This is a genomic window from Streptomyces sp. NBC_00038 (assembly GCF_026343635.1).
Classification (GTDB): Bacteria; Actinomycetota; Actinomycetes; order Streptomycetales; family Streptomycetaceae; genus Streptomyces.
On the sequence record NZ_JAPELQ010000002.1, the window covers coordinates 452,866 to 477,719 of the forward strand.

At 70.5% G+C, this 24,854-nt stretch carries 23 protein-coding genes; 16 read left to right on the forward strand and 7 right to left on the reverse strand.

Features of this window, described 5'->3' with window-relative positions; translation table 11 throughout:
- Window positions 1–133: 133 nt before the first annotated feature.
- Window positions 134–634, forward strand: a complete 501-nt coding sequence (locus OG219_RS45155) for a DUF6174 domain-containing protein (protein ID WP_266837128.1) — start codon at window positions 134–136, stop codon at window positions 632–634.
- 36 nt (window positions 635–670) lie between these two features.
- On the opposite strand, the gene OG219_RS45160 is transcribed toward OG219_RS45155, so the two are convergent.
- The gene (locus OG219_RS45160) at window positions 671–1,609 is read right to left on the reverse strand and encodes an NADP-dependent oxidoreductase (protein ID WP_266837130.1); all 939 of its coding nucleotides are present in this window, start codon (window positions 1,607–1,609) and stop codon (window positions 671–673) included.
- A gap of 93 nt (window positions 1,610–1,702) precedes the next feature.
- Between OG219_RS45160 and OG219_RS45165 the strand changes: the two genes are divergently transcribed.
- Window positions 1,703–2,122, forward strand: coding sequence for a helix-turn-helix domain-containing protein (locus tag OG219_RS45165; RefSeq protein ID WP_266837132.1), 420 nt, complete (start codon window positions 1,703–1,705; stop codon window positions 2,120–2,122).
- A gap of 40 nt (window positions 2,123–2,162) precedes the next feature.
- On the opposite strand, the gene OG219_RS45170 is transcribed toward OG219_RS45165, so the two are convergent.
- Entirely contained in the window at window positions 2,163–2,777 is a 615-nt protein-coding gene (locus OG219_RS45170) for a DUF6629 family protein (RefSeq protein WP_266837134.1), read from the reverse strand.
- A gap of 194 nt (window positions 2,778–2,971) precedes the next feature.
- Here OG219_RS45170 and OG219_RS45175 point away from each other — a divergent pair, with 194 nt between their 5' ends.
- The gene (locus tag OG219_RS45175) at window positions 2,972–4,675 is read left to right on the forward strand and encodes an ATP-binding cassette domain-containing protein (RefSeq protein ID WP_266837136.1); all 1,704 of its coding nucleotides are present in this window, start codon (window positions 2,972–2,974) and stop codon (window positions 4,673–4,675) included.
- A 38-nt stretch (window positions 4,676–4,713) separates the two neighbouring features.
- On the opposite strand, the gene OG219_RS45180 is transcribed toward OG219_RS45175, so the two are convergent.
- Window positions 4,714–6,186 carry an aminotransferase class V-fold PLP-dependent enzyme gene (locus OG219_RS45180; protein WP_266837138.1) on the reverse strand — a complete coding sequence of 491 codons (1,473 nt, stop codon included), beginning with the start codon at window positions 6,184–6,186 and terminating at the stop codon, window positions 4,714–4,716.
- Window positions 6,187–6,316: 130 nt separating this feature from the next.
- Here OG219_RS45180 and OG219_RS45185 point away from each other — a divergent pair, with 130 nt between their 5' ends.
- The 9 genes from OG219_RS45185 to OG219_RS45225 all read left to right on the forward strand — a co-directional run bounded on the left by OG219_RS45185 (window position 6,317) and on the right by OG219_RS45225 (window position 14,758).
- Window positions 6,317–6,532, forward strand: a complete 216-nt coding sequence (locus tag OG219_RS45185) for a DUF4177 domain-containing protein (protein ID WP_266471430.1) — start codon at window positions 6,317–6,319, stop codon at window positions 6,530–6,532.
- A 155-nt stretch (window positions 6,533–6,687) separates the two neighbouring features.
- The gene (locus OG219_RS45190) at window positions 6,688–7,488 is read left to right on the forward strand and encodes a VOC family protein (RefSeq protein WP_266837140.1); all 801 of its coding nucleotides are present in this window, start codon (window positions 6,688–6,690) and stop codon (window positions 7,486–7,488) included.
- 144 nt (window positions 7,489–7,632) lie between these two features.
- Window positions 7,633–8,085: a cyclic nucleotide-binding domain-containing protein gene (locus tag OG219_RS45195; protein WP_266837142.1), complete on the forward strand. Its 453-nt coding sequence runs from the start codon at window positions 7,633–7,635 to the stop codon at window positions 8,083–8,085.
- A gap of 45 nt (window positions 8,086–8,130) precedes the next feature.
- Window positions 8,131–8,955: an N-formylglutamate amidohydrolase gene (locus OG219_RS45200; protein ID WP_266837144.1), complete on the forward strand. Its 825-nt coding sequence runs from the start codon at window positions 8,131–8,133 to the stop codon at window positions 8,953–8,955.
- A 39-nt stretch (window positions 8,956–8,994) separates the two neighbouring features.
- Window positions 8,995–9,819 (forward strand): amidohydrolase family protein, encoded by an 825-nt coding sequence (locus OG219_RS45205; protein ID WP_266837146.1) that lies wholly within the window; start codon window positions 8,995–8,997, stop codon window positions 9,817–9,819.
- Between the two features lie 56 nt (window positions 9,820–9,875).
- Window positions 9,876–11,126 carry a DUF4032 domain-containing protein gene (locus OG219_RS45210; RefSeq protein WP_266837148.1) on the forward strand — a complete coding sequence of 417 codons (1,251 nt, stop codon included), beginning with the start codon at window positions 9,876–9,878 and terminating at the stop codon, window positions 11,124–11,126.
- 118 nt (window positions 11,127–11,244) lie between these two features.
- Window positions 11,245–12,921 carry an FAD-dependent oxidoreductase gene (locus OG219_RS45215; protein ID WP_266837150.1) on the forward strand — a complete coding sequence of 559 codons (1,677 nt, stop codon included), beginning with the start codon at window positions 11,245–11,247 and terminating at the stop codon, window positions 12,919–12,921.
- The gene (locus OG219_RS45220; protein ID WP_266837152.1) at window positions 12,918–14,411 is read left to right on the forward strand and encodes an ATP-binding protein; all 1,494 of its coding nucleotides are present in this window, start codon (window positions 12,918–12,920) and stop codon (window positions 14,409–14,411) included. The genes OG219_RS45215 and OG219_RS45220 overlap by 4 nt, the downstream gene beginning before the upstream one ends.
- Window positions 14,408–14,758, forward strand: a complete 351-nt coding sequence (locus tag OG219_RS45225; protein WP_266837154.1) for a UBP-type zinc finger domain-containing protein — start codon at window positions 14,408–14,410, stop codon at window positions 14,756–14,758. Before OG219_RS45220 ends, OG219_RS45225 begins: the two co-directional genes overlap by 4 nt.
- Window positions 14,759–14,776: 18 nt before the next feature.
- Here OG219_RS45225 and OG219_RS45230 read toward each other — a convergent pair whose 3' ends face one another.
- From OG219_RS45230 to OG219_RS45240, 3 genes are all read right to left on the reverse strand, one after another.
- Entirely contained in the window at window positions 14,777–15,571 is a 795-nt protein-coding gene (locus OG219_RS45230; protein WP_266837156.1) for an SDR family NAD(P)-dependent oxidoreductase, read from the reverse strand.
- A 169-nt stretch (window positions 15,572–15,740) separates the two neighbouring features.
- Entirely contained in the window at window positions 15,741–16,850 is a 1,110-nt protein-coding gene (locus tag OG219_RS45235) for an NAD(P)/FAD-dependent oxidoreductase (RefSeq protein WP_266837158.1), read from the reverse strand.
- A gap of 336 nt (window positions 16,851–17,186) precedes the next feature.
- Window positions 17,187–18,158: a Clp protease N-terminal domain-containing protein gene (locus OG219_RS45240; RefSeq protein WP_266837160.1), complete on the reverse strand. Its 972-nt coding sequence runs from the start codon at window positions 18,156–18,158 to the stop codon at window positions 17,187–17,189.
- A gap of 68 nt (window positions 18,159–18,226) precedes the next feature.
- Here OG219_RS45240 and OG219_RS45245 point away from each other — a divergent pair, with 68 nt between their 5' ends.
- On the forward strand, window positions 18,227–18,586 hold the full coding sequence (locus tag OG219_RS45245) for an excisionase (protein WP_266837162.1): 360 nt from the start codon (window positions 18,227–18,229) through the stop codon (window positions 18,584–18,586).
- An 89-nt stretch (window positions 18,587–18,675) separates the two neighbouring features.
- Here OG219_RS45245 and OG219_RS45250 read toward each other — a convergent pair whose 3' ends face one another.
- Window positions 18,676–19,437 (reverse strand): DeoR/GlpR family DNA-binding transcription regulator, encoded by a 762-nt coding sequence (locus OG219_RS45250; protein ID WP_266837164.1) that lies wholly within the window; start codon window positions 19,435–19,437, stop codon window positions 18,676–18,678.
- 89 nt (window positions 19,438–19,526) lie between these two features.
- Here OG219_RS45250 and OG219_RS45255 point away from each other — a divergent pair, with 89 nt between their 5' ends.
- The 3 genes from OG219_RS45255 to OG219_RS45265 all read left to right on the forward strand — a co-directional run bounded on the left by OG219_RS45255 (window position 19,527) and on the right by OG219_RS45265 (window position 24,822).
- On the forward strand, window positions 19,527–20,729 hold the full coding sequence (locus OG219_RS45255) for an MFS transporter (RefSeq protein WP_266837166.1): 1,203 nt from the start codon (window positions 19,527–19,529) through the stop codon (window positions 20,727–20,729).
- Window positions 20,730–20,811: 82 nt separating this feature from the next.
- Window positions 20,812–21,432: an HAD family phosphatase gene (locus OG219_RS45260; protein ID WP_266837168.1), complete on the forward strand. Its 621-nt coding sequence runs from the start codon at window positions 20,812–20,814 to the stop codon at window positions 21,430–21,432.
- A 108-nt stretch (window positions 21,433–21,540) separates the two neighbouring features.
- On the forward strand, window positions 21,541–24,822 hold the full coding sequence (locus OG219_RS45265) for a family 78 glycoside hydrolase catalytic domain (protein WP_266837170.1): 3,282 nt from the start codon (window positions 21,541–21,543) through the stop codon (window positions 24,820–24,822).
- The last annotated feature ends 32 nt before the right edge of the window (window positions 24,823–24,854 follow it).

The following is a 24,854-nucleotide window of genomic DNA, read 5'->3' on the forward strand; positions in this document are numbered from 1 at the left end:
TCGTTCCCGTCACGTCTGCCACGATCTTCGCGTGGCGGGCGCGGGAGCAGCGCCTCGCCCGGCCGCAGGGCACCCGAACGTTCCCCGGCGGGCCGACGTCATAGCGGTAGTCGTCTTCGAAGGGACTGCCGCCATGACCTCCCTGCGCATCACCCCGCGATCCCTGCCCGCCGCCGCACTGGTCGGGGGGCTGTTGTTCGCGACCGCCGCCTGCGGCACCGAGGCGTCGCCATCCTCCGGTTCCGGCGGGAAGGCCGAGTCGAAGCCCACCCCGGAGCGGACCACGACCACCTGGGAGGAGCCCGCCTCGTACGTCTACACCATGACGTCGAGCGAAGGGGAACGGAATCTGATCGGGACGTTCCGGGTGACGGTCCGGGACGGCAAGGTGGCAAAGGCCGTCGGCCTCGACGACAGCGCTCGGCGGGTGGTGCGGCAGTCACCCGGCGAAGTACCCACCATCGGCGGGCTGTTGGAGGAACTCGAGCAGGCCCGGCGTGACAACGCGGACGAGGCCGAAGCGGAGTACGCGCCCGACGGACACCCGGTCCGGATCTCCCTCGACTGGGAGAAGAACGCCATCGACGACGAAGCCCTGTACGTCATCAGCGGCTACGCGCCGGCCGGCGGCTAGCCGTTGGGCTGCCAGGGGCTGGACTGATCCGCTGGCTCACGGCACGAGGATGATCTTGCCGGTGGTGCGCTTCTCCTCGATCGCCCGGTGGGCCGCGGCGGCTTCGGCCAACGGGTAGGTGCGCTGGACCGTGACCCTCAGCCGGCCCGTCTCGATGCGTTCGGTGATCCGCTCCAGGACTTCGCCGGAGGGCTCGGCCGCGACCCAGACGTAGCGCAGGCCTCGGGCGGCGGCCTGCTGCTCGTCGGTCCCCGGGTCGATCGACGCGCCGATGAGCAGACCGCCCGGCCGGAGCACGTCGAGGGAGCGCGGCCCGTAGGAACCGCCGACCAGGTCCAGCACGGTGTCCACCGGGGTCACGGCGGTCCGGAAGTCGGCGGCGGTGTAGTCGACGAGTTCGTCGGCGCCCAGGTCGCGCAGGAAGTCGTGGTTGGCCGCCCGGGCGGTGCCGATGACGTGTGCCCCGAGTTCCTTGGCGAGCTGCACCGCGACGTGTCCGACGCCGCCCGCGGCCGCGTGGATGAGCACCCGGTCGCCGGGGCCGACCCGGGCCAGGACGGCCAACGCCTGCCAGGCGGTGAAGGCGACCAGGGGCACGGCCGCGGCGTTCACCAGGTCGAGGTTCTTGGGCTTGGGAGCCAGCGCGGCGGCTGGAACCGCGGTGTATTGGGCGTACGCGCCGCGCCGGGTGACCGCCAGCATGCCGTACACCTCGTCGCCCGGCGCGAACCGCGTCACGCCCCGGCCGAGCCGCTCGACGACGCCGGACACGTCATTGCCCGGCGTCCACGGCAGGGTGACCAGGCCCGGTACGCGGCCGGCCCGGAGAACCGCGTCGCCCGGATTGACCCCGGCGCCGGCGACCCGCAGCAGCACCTCCCCCGGGCCCGGTTCCGGGACATCGGTCTCCTGATGGGTGAGGACCTCCGGGCCGCCGAACGCGGATTGGACGATGGCATGCATACGGGCGGACATCAGGACTCCTCGTCGGCGGTTCTCGGTCGTCCCATGGTCCGCCCGGGCGATAACCGCGCGGAAGAAGGCACTTGTCTGATATCGAGGTTCCTCATGGATACCGGCTTCGACCTGAGGAAACACGGTGGCGTGGACGTGTTTCTGCGTGACTGCCCCACCCGTGCCGTGCTGGAGCTGATCGCCGGCAAGTGGACCATGCTGGTGCTCGTGGCGCTGGAGGACGGCCGGCCCATGCGGTTCGGCGAGCTGCGCCGGCGGCTGGACGGCGTGACACCGAAGGTGCTGACGCAGACCCTGCGGGCACTGGAGCGGGAGGGACTGCTGACCCGCAGTGTGTACCCGACCGTGCCACCGCGCGTGGAGTACCGGCTGACCGGGCTTGGCCAGGAGGTGGGCGGGCTGGTGCAGCGCATCACCGACTGGTCGCAGGCGAACATCACCGCCATCCGCGCCGCACGGGAGGAATTCGACGAGCGCGCCGCCGGCCAACCCCCGGAGGCCGCCTTGCGGTAGGTCCTGTGGCCCATGCGTACGTGGAACTCGTCGGGGCGGGTCAGGCCGGCGGGCGGCTGCGCACCCAGCCGAACAGGACAACCGAACACAGCGCCGCGAACGCGCACCAGGTCGAGACGAACTCCATCTGCCACAGCGCCCAGGTGATCAGCGCACCCACGGCGACCAGGACACCGAAGAGCGTCAGTCCGCGATCGCCGGAGAGCAGCAGGGATCCGACGGTGGCGAAGAGATAGCCGGCGATGAGCAGTTCCGGGTGGGAAAGGTCGACGAAGTAGCCGACGGTGTGGCCGCGGATCTCGGCCCTGACGGGGCGGACGGCGAGCGCGTACGCGAGCGTGGCGGCGGTCACGAGGCCGACGGCGAGCGGGATCAGCAGCTGCCGCCTGGCGTGTCGCGGCGCGGCGCACAGCACGCCCACCGGCACCCACACAGCCAGCAGCGGAAGGGCTATGACCGCCCAGGCGACGGTGGCGGGACCCGTCCCCCCGCCGGCGTCCCACACCGCGGACTCGACGATCTGGTGAGCCCCGAGGAGCAACGGCAGCGCGGCCAGCGGGAGATCGCCGGGCCTGCGCACGCGTGCCACGCAGGCCACGCCGACCGCGGCGATACTGGCACCGGCGACCAGATCGGCCGTCGCACTCCAACACATCGCGTCACCATCGGTCCGCCGTTGCAGGAACCCGCCTTTACGGTGCGTAACGCTACGGTGCCTCGACCGGTGTGGGTCGCTGACACGACAGCCCCGCGGGGTTTCCTTCTCCGCGCGTCCCACGCGGCGAGCCGCACAAGGGGAGCATGGGGCCGAGGGCACGCGGGGAGGCACTCCCCTGGCATGCTGCCTCCATGTCGACGCCCATGCACCCACGCGCCTCCATCGATGCTCGCGTCCCGTCGGTCAACGGCCTGCGTATCCAGGCACGTCGGGTGAACCGGCAGGTACGCGGGGCCGGCCAGGTGCTGCGCGACGTGTCGTTCGACGTCGATCCCGGGCGGCTCACCGTGATCGCCGGGAGCAGCGGTGCGGGCAAGACGGTTCTGCTGCAGACCCTGGCAGGACTGAACGCGCCGAGCGAGGGCGAGGTGCTGCACGACGGGACTCAACCAGGGCCGCCCGGGCCGGAGTTCGGGTTCGTGCCGCAGGAGGACATCATCCACCGCGAGCTGCCGCTGCACCGGACGCTGGTCTACGCGGCCGGCCTGCGCATGCCCCCGAGCACGCCGGCCGAGACCGTCGACGCGAGTGTGGACCGCGTCCTGGACGCCCTCGGCCTCTCCCACCGGGCCGCGACGCCGGTGCGCGCGCTGAGCGGCGGTGAACGCAAACGGGCCAGTATCGCGGCCGAGTTGCTCACCCGGCCACGGGTGCTCTTCCTCGACGAGCCGACCTCCGGCCTGGACCCGGTCACCGGGGCCGCCCTGCTGCGGACCTTGCGTGCCCTGGCCGAGGACGGCACCACCGTCGTACTCACCACCCATGTCCTCGCCGATCTGCTCCGCTGCGACCAGGTCGTATTCCTCTCCCCCGGCGGCGAGGTCGCGTACGCGGGTGAACCGGCCGCTCTGTGCGGGGCGTTCGGGGCCGACACGGTCGAGGAGGTGTACGAGGCGGTGGCCGAGGGCGCACGCGTCGAGCGGGCCGCTGCCGAGGACGTCCAGCGGCCTGAGTCCCCGTCACTGTCCCCCAGGGCGCCGCGCGTTGGGGCTGTGCGGCAGTGGGCGCTGCTGACGCGTCGCGGTACCGCGCTGCTGCTGCACAACCGGCTCTCGGTCGCCGTACTCGCGGGGTCGCCGGTGATGATCGTGGCGATGTTCGCGGTGCTGTTCCGCGCGGGGGCGTTCGATCCCGCGGCGTCCGATCCGGGGTCCACGGCGATGATCATGTTCTGGATCGCGTTCGGCGCGTTCTTCTTCGGGCTCACGTACGGGCTGCTGCAGATCTGCACCGAGCTGCCCGTACTGCGTCGCGAATGGCTGGCCGGGCTGCGGATCGGCCCGTATGTCGCCTCGAAGCTGACCACCATGCTTCCCGTGCTCGCGGTCGCGGACGCACTGCTGCTGGTGGTCCTGCGCGCCCTGGACCGGCTGCCCGCGGCGGGCTGGGGGACGTACGGATCACTGTTCGCGTCGAGTGTGCTGGCCTCGGCGGCCGCCCTCGCGCTGGGACTGCTCGCGTCGGCCGCGGTGTCGGAGCCCGCGCAGGCGACGCTGATGCTGCCGCTGCTGTGCTTTCCCCAGGTGCTGTTCTCGGGCGCCTTCGTGCCGGTGCCGCGGATGACGCAGGCCGGGGAGGCGATCAGCTGGGCGATGACCAACCGCTGGGCGTTCGAGGCGCTGGGCAGCGGGGTCGGCCTGGAGTCGCTGTGGCGCGGGGGCGGCTCTCCGCTGGGGCCGCCGCTGCTTGATTCGTACGGCGACTCGTTCGGGCATCCGGCGAGCCGGGGGTGGTTGATCCTGGCGGGCTTCGCGCTGCTGTTCATGGCGGCGACATGGGTGGTTCTGGTGCGCAAGTGCCGGGAGGGGGCGGTGCGGGGCCGGGCGGGGCGATGAACCCCCTCCCGGAAAGCTCCCCTTGGACACCCGCGGGTTCAGCAGCCCACCCGCGCCGCCAGCCCCGCCACCCCCGGCACCCGGTCCCGATAGGTCTGCGTCACGAACGTCAGGAACGTCTCGATGTCCTTGGGCTGTGACGACACCCCCAACGAGATACGGACGGCGCCCGCCGACGGCAGCCGGAGGAGCTCCAAGTACTCCTCCAGGGAACGGAGTTGCTTGCCCGCCGCCGAGCGCAGCCGGCGCAGCGGCAGGGCGAAGGCCGCCTCGCCGGCGCCGGGGTTGCAGAAGCAGCCCGTGCGCAGGGAGATGCCGCGCGAGGCGCTGTCGCGGGTGACGATCCGCTCGTCGACGATCCGGCCGTCGGCTCCGAGCAGGTTCAGCGCGACCGTGCCGCCACGGGCCGCGTCGGCGCGCTCGGGGCCGTACACCCGGACCATCGGGGAGCCGTCGCTGTGCCGCAACGTCCTCAGGCCCGCGAGCAGTTGGCCGGTGAGTCCGGTGACGTGGGCGTGCACGCGGTCCATGCCGATGCCGTCGATCCACGCGAGTCCGGCGGTGATGTCCGGTATGGACAGGAAGTTGACCGTGCCGTCCTCGAAGGCGGCCTCGTCGTCGGCGAGGACGTGCCACTGCGCCTGGGCGCTGACGGCGTAGATCGTGCCGCCGGAGAACCAGGGGCGGCGCAGCTTGGCGAGGGCGTCCCGGCGGGCGATCAGGCTGCCGATGCCGGTGGGGTGCCCGAAGACCTTGTACCAGCTGACGACGGTGAAGTCGGGGTGGTACCGGCTCAGGTCCAGGGGGTTGGCCGGTACGAAGGCCGCCGCGTCGAGGAGTACGTCGTAGCCGTGCGCCTGGGCACCCGCTATCCACTCCAGCGGGTGCTGGACTCCGGTGAAGTTGCTCTGCGCCGGGTAGGCCAGCAGTCCGCGCGTGCGGCCGCCGCGCTCACGCCTGCCCGGCAGGCCGATTCGCCTGCCGCGCGCGGACAGTTCGGCCCGCAGCCGCTCCTCGTCGATCTGCAGTCCGGGCCCGCTCACGGGTACGTACGCCGTCGTGGCTCCGCGCGCCCGCGCGTACTCCCGCAGTCCGTTGACCGAGTTGTGGTTGTCGAGCGACATCACGAGTCTGCCGCCGCGGGCGAAGGGATACGCCTCGCCGACCAGTCGCAGGGCGCCCGTCGCATTGGGGGTGAAGATCACGGCGTACTCGGCGGGGTCGGCGTTGAAGTGCCGCAGGACCGCTCGGCGTGCCTCGGTGAGCAGGAGTCCGGAGGCGCTGGAGGCCGGGCTCTCGGAGTGCGGGTTGCCGAACAACCCGCCGGTGATCCGCTGCGCGCTGCCCGTGACGAGCGAGCGCGGCGGAATTCCGGCGCCCGTGTGGTCGAGGTAGGTGTGCCCGCCCTCGTCGAGATAGCCGAACTCGCTTGCCCGTAATTCCGCGAAGTCGCCGGAGCCGTCCGTTCCGCCGGCGTGTATGTGATCGGTGGTCTCTACTGCCTTTTCCATGAAGTCCCCTCCGCATGAAGCTTCAACAAAGGTATCCGTGTGAGGCGGGCCCTCCCCTGTGCCCCGGCTGCGAACAATGATTGGGTGGGCCCCGGCCACGCCAACCGAAGCGCAGGAGAACCACGTAGTCATGAGCAACCCCTATACGTACGAGTACAAGGTCGTCACCTTCCGGGAATCGCTGATCGGCGACGCCCTCGACAGCGGCAAGCTGGAAAAGGTCCTCAACAAGCACGCCGAGGACGGATGGGCGCTCAAGGCGATCACCTCCGCCGACGTCAAGGGCCGTATAGGCCCCGGTGCCGTGGAAGGGCTGCTCCTGACCCTGGAGCGGCCGCGCCAGTAACCCTGGCGGGGTGCGCGGTACGCCGAGCCGGGGGATGCTGGAGCTGATGGGACAGCGGATCCGCAGGTGCTACTGATGCCGTCGTAGGCCTTCCGGCACGGGAGGCCTACCACTGCTGGGCGGATACCGGCCGGTGACGTCAGAACGGTACGGCGATGAAGAGCGACAGCACACTCCCCGGAGAGGTCGTCTCCAGTCACTCGGTGTTCGGCGCTCCGTGCTGGGTCAGTCTGACCACGCGCGATCTGAGGGCCGCGGAGAGCTTCTACCAGGCCGTACTGGGCTGGGAGTGGCACTCGAGCAAGCTGGACGACGAGTACAGGATCGCCGTGGTCGACGGGGTGCCGGTCGCCGGAATCTCCGGGGTGACCTCGCTCTGGCGGACGGCCGTGGCATGGATCCCGTACTTCGCGGTGTCCAGCGCGAACGAGACCGTGGCCCGGAGCCACGAGCGCGGTGGTACGACCGCGGTGGGGCCGATCTCGTTCCCGCCGGGGCGGGCGGCGCTGCTGGCCGACCGGGACGGAGCGGTCTTCGGTATCTGGGAGGGTGAGCTCGTGGCCGGCTGGGAGAGCTGGCGCCGCGCGGCACCGGCCTTCGTACGGCTGCACACGCGTGACGCCTTCGACGCCGCCATCTTCTACGGCGAGGTTCTCGGCTGGGCTTCCTCGTCCCCGGGACACTGCGAGGTCCACTACGAGGAGAACGAGGTCGTGCTGCGCAGCCAGGGGGACATCGTCGCCCGGATCTACTCGGGCGCGGTGGAATCGGCGCCCGACCCCGAGATCAGGCCGCACTGGAGGATCCACTTCGCCGTCGCCGACGTGGAGGCCTGCGCCCGGGCCGCGCGAGCCCATGGCGGCACCGCCCATCAGCAGGGCCTCGGCTCGACGGAGGCGATCCTCACCGATCCCGGCGGAGCGCACTTCACGGTGACGTCCAAGGCCGTCGTGTAACGACCCGGGTCCGCACAAAGTCTCCTCGCCCACGACGCGACGGAACCCGCGGATCGGGCTCCAATGGAGAGTGACGGGATTCAACCCGGTACGAGAGGCGCCGCCGCACCCCTCAGCCCCGCGACGGCGCGATGGAGGTCCGCGATGCCCACTGCTCTCCGGCTCCTGCCCGCCCTCGCCCCCGACCATCGCGAACGGCTGATGAGCCTGGCGCGGGAGGTCTCGTTCCCAGCGGACGGAAGGATCTTCGAAGCAGGCGGGACCGCCGACCGTTTCTGGGTGGTGCGCTCCGGCACGGTCTCCCTGTACCAGCGGGTGGTCGCGGAGAGACGCATCTCCGTCGCGACGCTGGGGCCCGGTGATCTGCTCGGCTGGTCATGGCTGTTCCCGCCGCACCGGTGGGACTTCGGCGCCGAGGCCTTCAGTCCCGTACGCGCCTATGAATTCGATGCCGGGGACGTGCGCACCCTCTGCGACGCCGATGCGACGCTGGAGCTGTCCCTGACCCGGACGATCGCCGCCATCCTGGCCCACCGGCTCGAAACGACCCGGGCCGCGCTGATCGAGCACTACGCGCGCCACGGCGGTGTCAGGTGAGCTGACGCGCCACCGTCCACAAGTGCCGGCGTGTAGGAATCTCGTATGACCGAGACCCCGGACTCCTTCGAACTCCTTCCCGGCGCCGCCGGCTCCCCCGTGATCCTTCATGTGCCGCACTCCGCACGGGAGATCCCGGCGCCGGTACGCGCGGGCATCGTGCTCGACGACACGGCGCTGGAGCGCGAGTTGGACCACATCACGGACGCGCACACCGCGGAACTGGCCGCGGTGGTGGCGAAGGCCGCCGACGTCACGCCGTGGCGGTTCGTCAACCGGCTGTCCCGGCTGGTGATCGACCCCGAGCGCTTCCCCGACGACCGGGAGGAGATGCTGGCCGTCGGCATGGGCGCGGTCTACACGCGGACCACGCACCGGGCGCCGCTCCGGCCCGCCGGGGCCGACCCGGGACCGCTGATCGACCGTTACTTCCATCCGTACGCACGGGCGATGACGGCGGCGGTGGCCGACCGGCTGGCCGCCACCGGGCGGGCCGTGGTCGTGGACGTCCACTCGTATCCGACGGCACGGCTGCCGTACGAACTGCACGGCGACGGTCCCCGGCCACCCGTCTGCCTGGGCACCGACGGCTTCCACACACCGCCCGAGCTCCTCGCCCTGGCGGAGAAGGCGTTCGCGGGCCTCGGGGGTGTGGGGATCGACAGCCCGTTCTCCGGCACGTACGTCCCGCTGCGGTTCTACGAGCGGGAGCCGCGGGTCACGGCTCTGATGGTGGAGATCCGGCGGGACACGTACATGAGCGAACCGGGAGGCCCCGCGGGTCCGGGGCTCACGCGCCTGACCTCGGCACTGGCCGCGTTCGTCGATGCCGTGTCAAGGCAGCCGCCCAGCGCACTAGGGTCTGAGTAAGCAATCGCTTAGCCGCTGGCTCAGGGAGGGCACGGGATCATGCCGGTCGTCGACGCGTGGATGCAGCACCCCACACTCCGCCACTCCAACCACGAGATGTTCGAGTCGCTGCGCCGCTGGACCGGCCAAGGGCTCCTGGAGGAGCAGTTGCCGGTCGAGGCGACGGTGGCCGCGCTGGCGGCCGCCGACGTGGAGACCGGGCTGGCCGCCGCCTGGTACGGCCCACAGGGGCCGCTCATCAGCAACGACGAGGTCGCGGACTTCGTCGCCCGGTCCGAGGGGCGGCTGCGCGGAGTCGCGGGAGTGGACCTGAGCAAGCCGGTCGCGGCCGTGCGGGAGCTGCGGCGGGCCGTCGGGGAGCTGGGCTTCGTGGCCCTCAGGATCGTGCCGTGGCTGTGGCAGCTGCCGCCCACCGACCGGCTCTACTACCCGTTGTACGCCGCCTGCGTCGAACTCGGCATCCCCTTCTGCACGCAGGTCGGGCACACCGGACCGCTGCGCCCCTCCGAGACCGGCCGGCCCATCCCCTACATCGACCAGGTGGCGCTCGACTTCCCCGAACTGACCATCGTCTGCGGGCACATCGGCTACCCGTGGACCACCGAGATGATCGCGGTGGCCGACAAGCACGCGGGCGTCCACATCGACACCAGCGCCTACACGGCCCGCCGTTATCCGCCCGAGCTGGTGGAGTACCTGCGCGGCCGGGGACGCCGCAAGGTCCTCTTCGGCAGCAACTACCCCATGATCACGCCCGTTCAGGCGCTGGAACACCTCGCCGACCTGGGCCTCGACGACGAGGCCACCGAGCTGTTCCTGGCAGGCAACGCCCGGTCCGTCTTCCGCCTCGGGGATCATTCGTAGATGCTTGGGCCGGACCGTGTTCGACTCCGAGGTCCCTGAACGAGGGCAGCACGTCGATGGCTTTGCAGATCAGCGCCACCAACCCGGAGCATCCCGCGCTCCTGCTCGAACTGCCCTGGCAGCTGCCCCTGGAGGAGTGGCCCGAGCACTACCTGGTCCCGCTGCCGCGCGGCATCTCACGGCACGTGGTTCGCTATGCGCGCGCCGGGGCCGAGGTCGTGGCGGTCAAGGAACTGGCCGAGCGGCCCGCGGTGCGCGAGTACGAGCTGCTGCGCAGCCTGGACCGGCTCGGTATCCCGGCGGTGGACCCGCTCGCCGTGGTCACCGAGCGCACGGACGAGAAGGGCGCACCGCTGGAGCCCGTGCTGATCACCCGGCATCTGGGCGGCTCGATGCCCTACCGGTCGATGTTCGAGACGACGATGCGGCCCGCCACCATGCACCGGCTGATGGACGCGCTGGCGGTGCTGCTTGTCCGGCTGCATCTGGCGGGGTTCGCCTGGGGCGACTGCTCGCTGTCCAACACACTGTTCCGGCGGGACGCTGGGGCGTACGCGGCCTACCTCGTGGACGCCGAGACCGGTGATCTGCACCCCCAGCTCAGCAGCGGGCAGCGGGAGTACGACCTCGATCTCGCCCGGGTCAACATCAGCGGCGAACTACTGGACCTGGAGGCGGCCGGAGCCCTGCACCCCTCCGTGGACCCGATCGAGTTCGGTGCGGAGATCTGCGCGCGCTACCAGGGACTGTGGGACGAGCTGACCCGTACGTCGGTGTACCCGGCGGGCAAGCACCACTACATCGACCGCCGCATCCGCCGCCTCAACGACCTCGGTTTCGACGTCGCCGAGATGCAGATAGCGCACTCCTCGAACGGTGACACCGTCACCTTCGTCCCCAAGGTCGTCGACGCGGGCCACCACCAGCGGCAGCTGCTGCGTCTCACCGGGCTCGACACCGAGGAGAACCAGGCGCGCCGGCTGCTGAACGACCTGGAGAGCTGGATGGCCACCCAGGACGACTACGCGCCCGGCGACCCGCTCGCCGCCCGCCCCGAAGTGCTCGCCCACCGCTGGGTACGGGACGTGTTCCGTCCGACGGTCCGTGCCGTGCCGCTCGACCTGCGCGGCACCATGGACGCGGCCGAGCTGTACCACGAGCTCCTCGAACACCGCTGGTACCTGTCCGAGCACGCTCAGCACGACATCGGCCTGGACACGGTCGTGGACGACTACGTCACGAACATCCTCCCCAAGGTCCGGGAGACCCTGCCGCCACGGGCGGACACCCCCGCCCCGCCCGCCTGAGTACCCGCTTCCAGAGCAAAGCCGACCGATCGTACATACGATTGTGCGTGTACCGGCCGCCCGGCCACCCGTGGGCGTACGGCCGGGACGACACTGACCTGCTCGGGGTGGGAGACGTATGGCACAGGCCGCCAGTCCAGCGCGGACCGTCATTCTGACCGTGGATGACGATCCCGGAGTGTCGCGCGCCGTGGCCCGCGACCTCAGGCGCCGCTACGGCGATTCGCATCGCATCGTTCGCGCCGAGTCCGGGGAGACCGCGCTGGACGCACTGCGCGAGCTGAAGCTGCGCGGCGACCAGGTGGCGGTGATCCTGGCGGACTACCGGATGCCGCAGATGAACGGCATCGAGTTCCTCGAGCAGGCGATCGACGTCTATCCGGGCGCCCGGCGCGTGCTGCTGACCGCGTACGCGGACACGAACGCGGCGATCGACGCGATCAATGTGATCGACCTCGACCACTACCTGCTCAAGCCGTGGGATCCCCCGGAGGAGAAGCTCTATCCGGTCCTGGACGACCTCCTCGACGCGTGGCGGGCGAGCGACTACCGGCCCGTGGGGATCTGCAAGGTGGTCGGCCACCGGTGGTCGGCGCGCTCGTCGGGCGTACGGGAGTTCCTGGCCCGCAACCAGGTGCCGTACCGCTGGTACTCGTCCGACACACCCGAGGGCGTACGGCTGCTCGCCGCCGCCGGGCAGGACGGGGAGCGGCTCCCGCTGGTGATCACCCCGGACGGTACGCCGCTCGTGGAGCCCGACGATCCCGATCTGGCGGCCCAGGTGGGGCTGGCCACGACGCCGACGGCCGAGTTCTACGACCTCGTCGTCATCGGCGGTGGTCCCGCCGGGCTCGGAGCGGCCGTGTACGGCGCGTCCGAGGGGCTGCGGACCGTCCTCGTGGAGCGATCGGCGACCGGGGGCCAGGCGGGGCAGAGTTCGCGGATCGAGAACTACCTCGGCTTCCCGGACGGTGTGTCCGGAGCACAGCTCACCGACCGGGCACGGCGGCAGGCCGCGAAGTTCGGCGCCGAGATCCTGACCGCCCGGGAGGTGACCGGGCTCGAGGTCACCGGGGCCTCGCGCACGATCCACTTCTCGGACGGTTCCGCGATCGCCGCGCACTCCGTGATCCTGGCGACCGGGGTGTCCTACCGGCAGCTGGAGGCGCCCGGGCTGGCGGATCTCACCGGGTGCGGGGTCTTCTACGGGTCGGCGCTCACGGAGGCGGCCGCCTGCCAGGGACACGACGTGTACATCGTGGGCGGGGCGAACTCGGCCGGGCAGGCCGCCATGTTCCTGGCGCGCGGGGCCAAGTCCGTCACCATCCTGATCCGCGGCGCGTCCCTGTCCGCCTCGATGTCGGCCTACCTGGTCCAGCAGATCTCGGACGCGCCCAACATCACCGTGCGCGCCGGGACGGTCGTCGAGGCCGCGCACGGTTCGGACCACCTGGAACAGCTGACGCTGCGGGATGTGGCGAGCGGGCACACCGAACTCGTCGACGCCCAGTGGATGTTCGTGTTCATCGGGGCGGCCCCGCTCACCGACTGGCTGGAGGGGACCGTGCTCAGGGACGCGCGCGGATTCATCATGGCCGGGCCCGACATGACCCTGGACGGGCAGCCGCCCGCGGACTGGGAGCTGGACCGGCCGCCGTACCACCTGGAGACCAATGTGCCCGGCGTGTTCGTGGCCGGGGACGCGCGTGCCGAGTCCGCGAAGCGGGTCGCGTCCGCCGTCGGAGAGGGAGCCATGGCCGTGATGCTCGTACACCGTTATCTGGAGCAGTCGTGAGCGGACAGCCGATGCCGTGCAGTATCGAAGAGCTGTCGAAGCTGTTCCTGTTCGAGAAGCTCGACGCGGACCAGCTCGACCGACTGTGCCGCGAGGGCCGCGTGGAGTTGTTCGAACCCGGTTATGTGTACCGCGAGGGCGAGCCGGCCACCTGCTTCTTCGTGCTCCTCGAAGGCAGTCTCGTGATGTCGCGCCGGGTCGGCGGCGACGACGTGGAGATCAACCGCAGCTCGCAGGTCGGGGTGTACGCGGGGGCCATGCAGGCCTACCTGGGTGGCGGCCCGGACGAGAAGAGCTACAAGGGTTCCCTGCGGGTCACCGAGCCCTCTCGGTTCTTCATCCTGCCCGCCGAGGTGTTCGCCGCGGTCCTGCGCGAGTGGTTCCCGATGGCCGTCCATCTGCTGGAGGGCCTGTTCTTCGGCAGTCAGAACACTCAGCGGACCATCAGTCAGCGCGAGCGGCTGCTGGCGCTCGGCTCGCTGTCCGCCGGGCTGACGCATGAGCTCAACAACCCGGCCGCGGCGGCGGTCCGGGCGACTTCCGCGCTGCGGGAGCGGGTCGCCGGGATGCGCCACAAGCTCGGTGCGATCGCGGCGGGCCCCTACAAACGCGCCACGCTCGAAACGCTCGTCGAGATCCAGGAACGCACCGCCGACCAGGTCGCCAAGGCCACCCCGCTCAGCCCGCTCGAAGCCTCCGACCGGGAGGACGCTCTCGCCGACTGGTTCGACGACCACGACATCGCGGGCGGCTTCCAGCTCGCGCCGACCTTCGTGCAGGCGGGTCTCGACACGGACTGGCTCGACCAGGTCGCCGCAGCGGTGGACGAGCACACGCTCGAAGGCGCGGTGAAGTGGCTCAACTACACCGTGGAGACCGAGCTCCTCATGAACGAGATCGAGGACTCCACGACCCGGATCACGCATCTCGTGGACGCGGCCAAGCAGTACTCGCAGATCGACCGCGCGCCCTACCAGGTCGCCGATGTGCACGAACTGCTCGACAGCACGCTGATGATGCTCTCCGGGAAGATCGGCTCCGGCATCAGGGTCGTCAAGGAGTACGACCGCACGCTGCCCAACATCCCCGCCTATCCGAGTGAGTTGAACCAGGTGTGGACCAACCTCATCGACAACGCCGTCTCGGCGATGGCCGACGAGGGCGAACTCACCGTGCGCACCGCACTCGACGGCGACCAACTGCTCGTCGAGTTCCGCGACACCGGCCCCGGGGTGCCCGCGGAGATCCGCGACCGCATCTTCGACCCGTTCTTCACGACCAAGCCGGTGGGAGAGGGCACGGGCCTCGGCCTGGACATCTCCTGGCGGATCGTCGTGAACAAGCACCACGGGAGCCTCCATGTGGAGTCCGTCCCGGGTGACACACGCTTCCAGGTACGACTTCCGCTGACCGCCGTGGACCCGGATGCCGACGCGGAGGGCGACCCCGACGCGTCAACAGCCCCCGACACCTCCCAGGAGCCGTCATGACCTTGCCTGCCGGAATCGACCCGAGCGTCCCGCCGAGCGGTACGGGGTGCGTGGACTGCGATGCCGTCGGGGGATGGTGGGTCCATCTGCGGCGCTGCGCCCAGTGCGGTCACATCGGCTGTTGCGACAGCTCACCCGCCAAGCACGCCACCGCGCACGCCAAGAGCAGCGGCCATCCCATCGTCCAGAGCTTCGAACCCGGCGAGAGCTGGTTCTGGAACTACGACTCCTCCGAGATGTACGAGTCGGGTCCGGACCTCGCTCCCCCGCTGAGCCATCCCGCGGACCAGCCGGCGCCGGGGCCCGCGGGGCGGGTTCCGGCGAACTGGGCGCAGACACTGGGCTGAGCCGGCGCAGGGCGTCACCTACGGAAGGATCGAGTCGACGTAACCGCCGTCGACCCTTACGGCTCCCCCAGTCGTCGCCGATGCCTGGTCCGAGCTGAGATAGACGACGAGGTTCGCGATCTCCTCGGGTTCGATCAGCCGCTGCAGGAGCGACTGCGGACGGTACTCGCGCATGAAGGCGCGCTGCGCCTCGTCCCAGGGCAGGGAGCGGTCCACGAGTTCGTAGACGAAGTCCTCCACTCCGCCCGTGTGCGTGGGCCCTGCGATGACGGAGTTGACGGTGACGCCCGTCCCCGCGGCCTCCTTCGCGAAACCCCGGCTCACGGCGAGCAGCGCGGTCTTGGACATGCCGTAGTGGATCATCTCGGCCGGGACCGCGATGGCGGAGTCGCTCGCGATGTACTGGATGCGCCCCCAACCGCGGGCCGTCATTCGCGGCAGACAGGCGCGGGTGAGGCGGACGGCCGCGAGGACGTTCACCTCGAAGTAGCGCCGCCACTCGTCGTCGGTGATCTCCAGCGCCGGTTTGGCTCCGAAGATGCCGAGGTTGTTGACGAGGATGTCCACCTCGGGCAGGACCTCCATGGCCGTGGCCGCTCCTTCCTCGGTGCCGAGATCGGCGGCCACGGGTACGAACTCCGCCTGTGGTGCCCGCGCCGCGAACCGCTCGATGGCCTCCCGCACCCGGTCGGGGTTCCTGCCGCTGACGCCGACGCGCGCACCCGCCCCTGCCAGGCCCTGGGCGATCGCCGCGCCGATGCCCTGCGTCGAGCCGGTGACGAGCGCGGTCCGTCCTTCGAGGTTCAGCTGCATCAGCACACTCCACTGCGGTGTCGGCGGGCCGGGGCACGTACTCCCCGTTCGATCATCGGCGATTACCCCTGCATCGGCATGCGATGCGCCCGCCGCCGGACGAACAGGGCCCGGCCACCACCGTGCGCCGTGAAGTGGCGGCCGGTTGCCTGGTCGTGTTCGGTTGCCTTCAGCCCGGTTGGAAGAACGCGAGCATTTTCTGGGCGGCGTCCGGCGACATCAGCAATTCCTGGATGTCCGCAGACATGCGGGCTGCAGCGCTGGTGCGTTCGAACATCTCGCGTTCGTATTCTTCGACGGCGGCGGGAAAGTCGTCCGGGTGCGAGGCCAGCGCGAGGCCGAGCAGGGCGCCGTCGAGCAGCGCCATGTTGGCGCCCTCTCCCGCTGGCGGCATCAGGTGCGCGGCATCGCCGAGCAGCGTGACGCCCGGAGTCGAAGGCCAGGTCAGGCCGACCGGGAGAGTGGTGATCGACCGCGGCAGGACCATGTCGTCGCAGGCTGCGATCAGCGCGGTGCAGCGTGGGTCCCAGCCGGAGAGCAGGTCGATCAGTCGCGCCCGGGCGGCGGCCGGGTCGTCGAACGGGATCCTGCTGGTCGCGAACCAGTCCTCGGCGGTGTTGTAGAAGCTGAGGCCGATGCGGACGCGGCCGTCGCCGTTGCGCTGCGCCGCCAGGGACATGCCGTTCCCGAGCACCCAGTAGTTGCCGCGCCCGACCATCGCCGCGAGGTCGGGGTGGGTGCGGTCGATGTCGGGAATGCCGACCTCGATGATGTTCTGGCCGATATGCGCCGGGCGGGCGTCGGTGAGCAGTGTGCGGACCCGGGACTGCGCGCCGTCCGCGCCGACCAGCAGGTCGTACGTCGCACTGCTGCCGTCGGTGAAGTGCAGCAGGCCGTTGTCGGCGGATTCGAACGCGTGCCCCCAGCGCACCGTGTGTTCGGGGAGGGAGTCCAGCAGCAGGTTGCGCAGATCGGCGCGGTCGACCTCGGGTCGCGCGAGCGGGGCGTCCTCAGGCGTGTCCTCCTGGAGCAGCAGGGTGCCGTCCGGCTCGAGAAGGCGCATGTCCTGGCCTTCGCCACGGGCAATCGCGTAGAACTCCTCGATCAGACCGGCCTCGCGCAACGCCCGCTGACCGGAGTGGATGTCGAGCATGCCGCCCTGACCTCGCGCACCGCGCGACGATTCACGCTCGTACACGACAGAATCCATGCCGTTCACGTGCAGTACGCGGGCAAGGGCCAGACCGCCCAAGCCGGCTCCGACGATGGTGATGGTCACGGTTGCCTCCGATTCACCGGGTTGCCTGCTCGCGGGAGATCGACCCGTGGTGCGCGCGGGGCACCAGCGACGGGGGGCCGAACGGGACATCGGCCTCGCCGAACGCCGCGGCCGGGAATACGGTCAGCCGACCTGCTCGGCGAGGGGCGACCGCAAGCGCGTGCCGGCTGGCGGCGACGGCCCGCCGGGCGCCACGCTGCGCCTCGGTGGGCGCAGCGAACGCGCAGGGGAACGGCGCCCTGGTCGCCGGCGAGAGCGGCGCCCGCGCATCGTCGCCCACCACGCTCCCGCCCTCGCCTGTCCCACCGACAGGTTCCGGCCCGCTGATCAACCGGCTCACCGGCGGAGCCGGGGCGCGAGGACCGTGCGCACGACCTTGGCCACGTTGCTCGCGGCGGATCCGTCGTCTTCTCCGGGTTCCGGTTCCAGCACACGCTGGATCTGCAGCAGAAGCTGGTTGGTCGACCGCCAGAGCGGGACGAACATGCCGGCCACCGGCCCGACGCCCTGGATCGGGCCGTTGGACAGTTCGGTGACCTTCTTGGCCATCGTGACCGTGGCCGGGTCCCGCAAGATCAGGTGCACCTCGTCGTCGACCAGCCGGATTTCCATCCTGCGCGCCGCGGCTTCCTCCGGGTTCGCGTCCGTGGTCGTCTCCGGATCCAGTTCGTCGATCTTGGCGGCGACCGCGGCCGGGTCGACCCCGAGTTCGCGCAGCACCTTGCCCGCCATGCTGTTCTCGGCCCGCAGCATCGCCTCAAGCAGGTGATGGCTGCCGACCGGGGCGCCACCGGCCAGCGCGCTGGCGGCGGACACGGTGTCCTCGGTGGCAGATGTACCAGCCGGCCATGGGCCGGCCACGACGTCCTGCGATCCCTCCAAGGAAGCCAGCACCGCGGCACGGATCTTGCTGATCGGACTGATCCGCTCGGCGAGCACCTTCGCGCCCACGCCCTCGCCCTCCCTGACCAGGGCGAGCAGGATGTGTTCCGTCCCGATGTAGTTGTGGTGCAGATGCAGCGCCTCGCGCAGGGCGAGATCCAGCGTCTTCTTCGCGCTCGGCGAGAACGGGATGTGGCCGCTCAGCTCCTGCGTGCCGGGCTCGACCAACGCGGCGATGTCGACCCGCGCCGTCTCCTTGTCGTATCCGAGCCGGTGCAGGACTTTCGCCGCCATGCTGTCCGGCGAGTCGAGCAGCCCCAACAGGACGTGCTCCGTGCCGATGTAGTTGTGCTTGAGCAGCCTCGCCTCCTCCTGAGCCGTGACGACCACCTTGCGGGCCTGCGCTGTGAACCGGTCGAAAGTCATGCCTCCATGGTCCCAACCCTGTCAATACACTGCTATTGATAGGGTCACCTTGCCGAAGGGAGGGTGTGATGGAGACACCATCGGACTGGGAGGACCGGCTCGCGCGCTGGCAGAACGAGCTGGAGCTGTTCGAACGGCTGGACGAGACGCCCTGGGTCACGCTGGCCAAGGCGGAATCCGAGACCGGCGTTTCCCGCTCCGCCCTGCGGTCCTGGTACCGCAATGGCGAGATCGAGTCCCGGCTGGTGGACGGCCCGAACGGACCGCAGCGCCTGGTCCAGCTGGAGGCGGTGATCGAGCGCGCCGCCACGTCACCGCGTATCCAACGCAGGGCGGAACGGGAAGTCAGCCTGGAAGCCCAGGTCACCCTGCTACGGCACCGGGTCGACCAGCTTGAACTGCGGCTGGCCGCGCTGGAGCGGAAGTGACCGGCACGAGCAGCGCCGTGCCATCGGTCCGGAACAGTGCCGTCGTCGCCCGCCGAGCGCGATCGCCTCGACGTCCGGGGACCGTCTTGTCAGACGGCCTTGACGACGGTGCCGGTGCCTTCGAGCGCCGCGACCTCGTCGGCGGGTGCCGTGGTGTCGGTGACGACGGTGTGCAGGAGCGTGGCGGGGCCGACGTAGGCGTAGGCGGTGTGGCCGAGCTTGCCGCCGTCCGCGGCGACGATGATGCGGCGCGTGGAGGCGATGGCGGCCTTCTTCACGGCCGCGTCGTCGAGGTCGTAGGCGGTCAGGCCGTCGGCCGCGCTCAGACCACAGCAGCCCATGACGGCGGTGTCGAAGCGGAGTGCGGCCAGGGACGCGAGGGTGAGCGGGCCGGTGAGGGCTCCCTCGGCGGCCCGGGGCTGCCCGCCGGGCACCATCAGTGTGGCCGGGCCCGGGCCCTCGCCGAGCACATGGATGGCCTGCAATGACAGGGGCATCACAGTCACCGGCCGCCGGCGCAGCAGGTGGGCGATCTCCAGGCATGTGGTGCCACTGTCGAGGAGGACGGTCTCGCCGTCGGCGATGAGCGAGGACACCTCCGCCGCGATGCGGCGCTTGGCTTCGACGGCCTCGTGGGCACGCAGCGCGAAGGGTGGCTCCTCGCCCCTGAGCAGCAGGGTGCGCGCCCCGCCACGGACGCGCTCGAGGACGCCCTGTGCCGCCAGCGTGTCGAGGTCGCGCCGGATGGTCATCTCGGAGGCGCCGGTCAATTCGGTGAGTTCCTGGACCGTGATCCTTCCCGACTCCCTGACGGCCTGCGCGATCATCCCGTGCCGGTCTGCGTTGCTCATACCGCGATTGAACACCAGACGAAACGAACATTCAATGTGTGCGAAGTGACAGTGTTCAATCACCAAGGATGTTCGTTACGGTGGCTGTCATGAATGATTCGCTGCGAGGCGCCCGGATAGCGACCTTTGTCTACTTCAGCCTGTGCGGCACCCTGATGGGCACCTGGGTAGTGAACATCCCCGCTGTCGAGGAACGCGTGGGCATCAGTCACGCGACGCTCGGGGGACTGCTGGTGCTGCTGGGGCTCGGGGCCTTCATCGGTATGCAGGTGGCCGGGCGTCTGACCGACTCTCTCGGGGCGCGCATCGTCGTCCCCGCCACCGGCGTGCTGTGCAGCGCGGCCCTGGTACTGCCCGGTCTCCCCCGGGATCCGTGGACGCTGGCGGGTGCCCTGCTGGTCTTCGGATTCTGCAACGGCTGCCTGGACGTGAGCATGAACGCCCACGCCGTGCACGTGGAGAAGGCGTACGGCCGACCCGTGATGTCGGCCTTCCACGCCACGTTCTCGGTCGGCGGTGTCCTTGCCGCGCTCGTCGGAGCGGCTACGGCGAGCACCGGCCTGAGCCCCGCCGCAGGCATGGCTGCCGTGGGAGCCCTGGGGATCGTGATCGCCCTGGTGTCGGCACGCGCCCTGCTGCCGGCCGCACCCGTCGCCGCCGACACCGATTCCGAGGGGAAGGCCGGGCAAGCGCCGGCCACCGAGCGCCGCAGCACCAGCGGGCGCATCTGGATCCTGGCCGTCCTGGCGCTGATGGTCATGCTGTGCGAGGGAGCCGCCAACGACTGGAGCGCGCTGCACGTGAAGGACGTCTTCGGCGCACCCGCGAGCACCGCCGCCTTCGCGTACGGCACCTTCGCGGCGACCATGACCATCGGCCGGCTGCTCGCCGACCGCCTCGTGGCCCGGTTCGGGTCCATGGCGATCCTGCGTTACGGCGCGGCGACGGCCGGCGTCGGCATCACGATCGTGACCGTCTCCCCGTGGATCTGGGCCGCGTTCGTGGGGTGGGCGCTGTTCGGTCTCGGACTGTCCGGCTGTGTCCCGCAGTTGTTCAGCGCGGCCGGGCACGCCGACCCCGCCGCCGCAGGCGCCAATGTCTCCCGCGTCGCCGGGCTCGGCTACGTCGGCATGCTCGCCGGCCCCGCCGTCATCGGCTGGCTGACCCACCTCGTCGCCCTGAACCACACCTTCGTACTGCTGATCCTGCTGTGTGCGATCACCGCTGTGGCCGCCGGAATCCTGCGCACGGAATCCGACCGCACGCGCGAGGCGGCACACAGCAGCCCCTGACCGCCTGTGCGGCGCGGCTCACTCCGTGCCGCACAGGCTTTCCCTCCCGCCCCGGCCGTCAGAACCCGGAGGAACCCTCACCATGCCCACCGACCGACACATCGTGCTGTTCGACCTCTTCGGGGTCATCGCCCGCCACCAACGCCCGGGCGCCCTGGAAAAGATGGCCGCCCGCTGCCACGCACCCACCGAAGCCTTCACCACGGCCTACTGGGCCTGCCGCCCGCCCTACGACGCCGGTCAGCAGTCCGCGCCCGAGTACTGGACCGCCGTACTGCGATGGCTGTCCCGGTCCGTCGACGCCGACACGATCGAGGAACTGCGCCTCACCGACATCGACAGCTGGTCACGCGTCGATGCGCGGATGGTCGCCTACGCCAAGTCCCTCCGCGACGTCACCGAGGTCGCCTTGCTGTCCAACATCCCCTCGGACCACGCGGACGCCTTCCTCACCGCGCAGCCCTGGCTGCGCACTCTGGACCACGTCGCCTTCTCCGGGAAGATCAAAGCGGCGAAGCCGGACCCAGCGGCCTTCCAGCACTGCGTCGTTGCCATGCGGGCCGCCCCGACCGACTTCCTCTTCGTCGACGACCGCGAGGAGAACGTGCGCGCCGCGCAGGCCATCGGCATGAACGGACACGTCTTCACCGGTCGCGACGAGCTGGCGGCCGTCATCGACACCTGGTTGCCGACACACCGCTGAAGCCGAGGTCGTCCATGAGTTGCCTGCACGCCCCTTGAGGCCCAACAGCCACGCCTCATAGGATCGTTGCCACCGGAATGAAACGTTTCAATCACGGAAGGGCGACACATGGCCAAGGATTGGAACCGCCGCGTCTTCCTGCGCAGCTCCGTCGCCGGGGCAGGCACCTCCATCGCGCTCGGGTCCGTGGGCACCGGTACCGCGAACGCCTCGCCGGGGGCAGGCAGCGACGCCCCGCACGGGGACGGGCTGCGCATCGAGCGCACGACCGTCGAGTACGCCGACACGCTTCTCGGCACCGAGGTCGAACATCCCAGACTCACCTGGGAGTTGACCGCCGGCGGACGAGGCGCCCGGCAGTCCGCGTACCGGGTGAGAGTGGCGCCCACCGAGAAGGATCTGGTCCGGGGGCGACACCTGGTCTGGGACTCGGGCCGGGTCGAGTCGGACCGAACCGTCGGCATCGTCTACGCGGGTCCCGCGCTGAAACCCCGTACCCGCTACCACTGGCAGGTCAGGGTCTGGGACGGCGAGGGCCGTCCGTCCGCGTGGAGTGCGCCGCGCTGGTGGGAGACAACGTTGCCAAAGGACGCGTGGCAGGGGTTCTGGATCGGTGCCGCGGCCGCTCCCGAGCCGCCGGGCTTCCAGGCCGCGTCCTGGATCTGGTCGCCCGGATCGACCACCAACTCGGCCCCCGCCGGGCCCCGTTGGTTCCGAGGGGCGGTCACCCTCCCCGCGGGCGCGGAGATCCGCAAGGCGACCCTGCTGGCCACCGCCGACGACGACTTCACCCTGTACCTGGACGGGCAGGAGGTGCTGCACCAGCCCGAGCAGACGGACGCCTGGCGCACCGGACATCTCGCCGATGTCACCGAGCAGGTGGGTGAGGAACCCGGCGGCCGGATCGTGGTCGCCGCACTGGCGACCAACCGGGGCAGCTCCTCCGTCAATCCCGGCGGGCTCCTCGTCCGTCTGATCGTCGAGACCGCCTCCGGCGGCACGGTCGAGCTGGTCACGGGAGCGGGGTGGCGTTGCGCCGAGAGTGAGCAACAGGGCTGGCAGCAGCCCGACTTCGACGAAGCCGGCTGGTCCGATGCGGTGGTGCTCGCGCCGTACGGGCAGGGCCCCTGGGGCACTGGCGTATCGATCACGGTGCCCGAACAGCCCGCTCCCCTGCTGCGGCGCGAGTTCACCCTCCCGCGGGAGGTGGTGCGCGCCCGGCTCCACATCAGCGGGCTCGCGTACTACGACGCCGAGATCAACGGCGTACGCATCGGCCGGCAGGTGCTCGATCCCGGCTTCACGGACTACGACGAGACGGTGCTGTACGCGGTGCACGACGTGACGGACCGGGTCCGGCGGGGCGTCAACGCGATCGGGGTGACACTCGGCCGCGGCTTCTTCGGCATGACCACGCCCAATGTATGGAACTGGCACCAACCGCCCTGGCACGACGAACCGCGCCTGCTGGCCCAGCTCGAGGTCGACCATCCGGACGGCTCACGCACCCTCGTCGCAACGGACGGGCAATGGCGGATCACCGAGGGACCGACCCGCTCCAACTCCTTGTACGCAGGGGAGAGTTACGACGCACGCAAGGCACCAACAGGCTGGACGCGCCCCGGGTTCGACGACCAAGGCTGGCAGGAGGCACAGCGACAGGACGCGCCGCGGGGAACCCTGCACGCCCAGGCGCACGATCCGATCGAGGTCATCGAGACCGTACGCCCGGTCGCCATCGGTGAGTTGACCGAGGGGGTGTACGTCGTCGACATGGGCCGGACCCTGGCGGGCTGGTCGAGGCTGACCGTGCGGGCCGAGGCCGGGACCACGGTTCGCCTGACGCACGGCGAGAAGCTGAACTCCGACGGCAGTGTGTACGCGGAGACCGGGCATGTGCCGGGCCGCTTCCAGACGGACGAGTACGTGTGCGCGGGCGGCGGTGCCGACGAGGTGTGGGAGCCCAAGTTCTCCTACAAGGGCTTCCGTTATGTACAGATCAGCGGACTGCCCGAGAAGCCCGACCCCTCCCAGGTGCTGGGCCGCGTCGTGCACACGCGGGTGGCGGCGACGAGCACGTTCGCCTGTTCCGAGCCGTTCTACGAGCAGTTGGAGCGGGCGATGCGGCGTACCGTCCTCAACAATCTGCACGGCATCCCGACGGACACGCCGATGTACGAGAAGAACGGCTGGACCGGTGACGCCCAGTTGGGTGCGCCCGTCATGGCGTACGCGTTCGGGGTGCACCGCTTCCTGTCGAAGTGGCTCGGCGACCTGAGGGACAGTCAGAACACCGATGGGCAGCTGCCGGTGATCGTGCCGAGCGGCGGCTGGGGCTACGGTGAGCTCGGCCCGTCCCCCGAGTGGACGACTGTGTACCCCTTCCTCGTACGCGAGATGTACCGCGTGTACGGCGACGAGCGGCTGGCCCGGGACCACTGGGCGCCGCTCACCCGCTACCTGGACTGGGAGATCTCCCGTCTCAGGGACGGGCTCGCGGTGACCGCTCTCGGCGACTATCTGCCGCCGGGCTACGGCGGCAATCCACCGGAGGACACCCGGCTGACCGCGACCGCGTATCTGCATCGCGCGCTGACCGGGACGGCGGAACTCGCCGACCTCCTGGGCGACGACGGGATCGCGACGCGCTACCGCGAGGTCGCGGGCGGCCTCAAGGAGGCGTTCAACGCGGCGTTCCTCGGGCCCGACGGGCACTACCGCACCGCGAAGGACCCCGATTACCGCCAGACGAACAACTGCGTTCCACTCGCCTTCGGACTGGTCCCGCCGGGCGCGCGGGCGAGCGTCGTCGACTCGCTCCTCGCCGACATCGCCCAGCGCGGCAACCATCTCAACACCGGGGCGCTGGGCACGAGCGTGCTGCTGCGCGAACTGTCCGCGCAGGGGCATCCCGAAGTGGCGCACGCGATCGCCACCCAGCGCTCGTACCCGAGTTGGGGTTACTGGTTCGACCACGGCGCCGACACCATGTGGGAGATGTGGCCCCTCGACTCCCGGTCCAGGGACCACTACTTCCAGGGCACGGTCGTGCAGTGGCTCTACGAGAGCGTGGCAGGGCTGCGTCCCGGCGACGCGGGCTACCGCACCTTCACGGTCCGGCCGGACGGCCGCACGGGCGTGAACTGGGCCCGCACGTCGGTGCACACGGTGCGCGGGCAAGCGAAAGCCGCGTGGTCCCTCGTCGACGGGACGACTCGGCTGTCGGTCACGGTGCCGGTCGGGGCGACGGCCGAGGTGCATGTGCCGGCGGCCGCCCGTTCGGCCGTGACGGCTCCGGACGGAGCGGTGTTCGTCCGTTCGGACCGGGGATTCATCGTGTACGAAGTGCCGCACGGGGGCTGGGAGTTCGTGGCGCGGGGCGACGGATAGAGGGCGCTCGGGCGACTCCTGGGGGAGGTGTC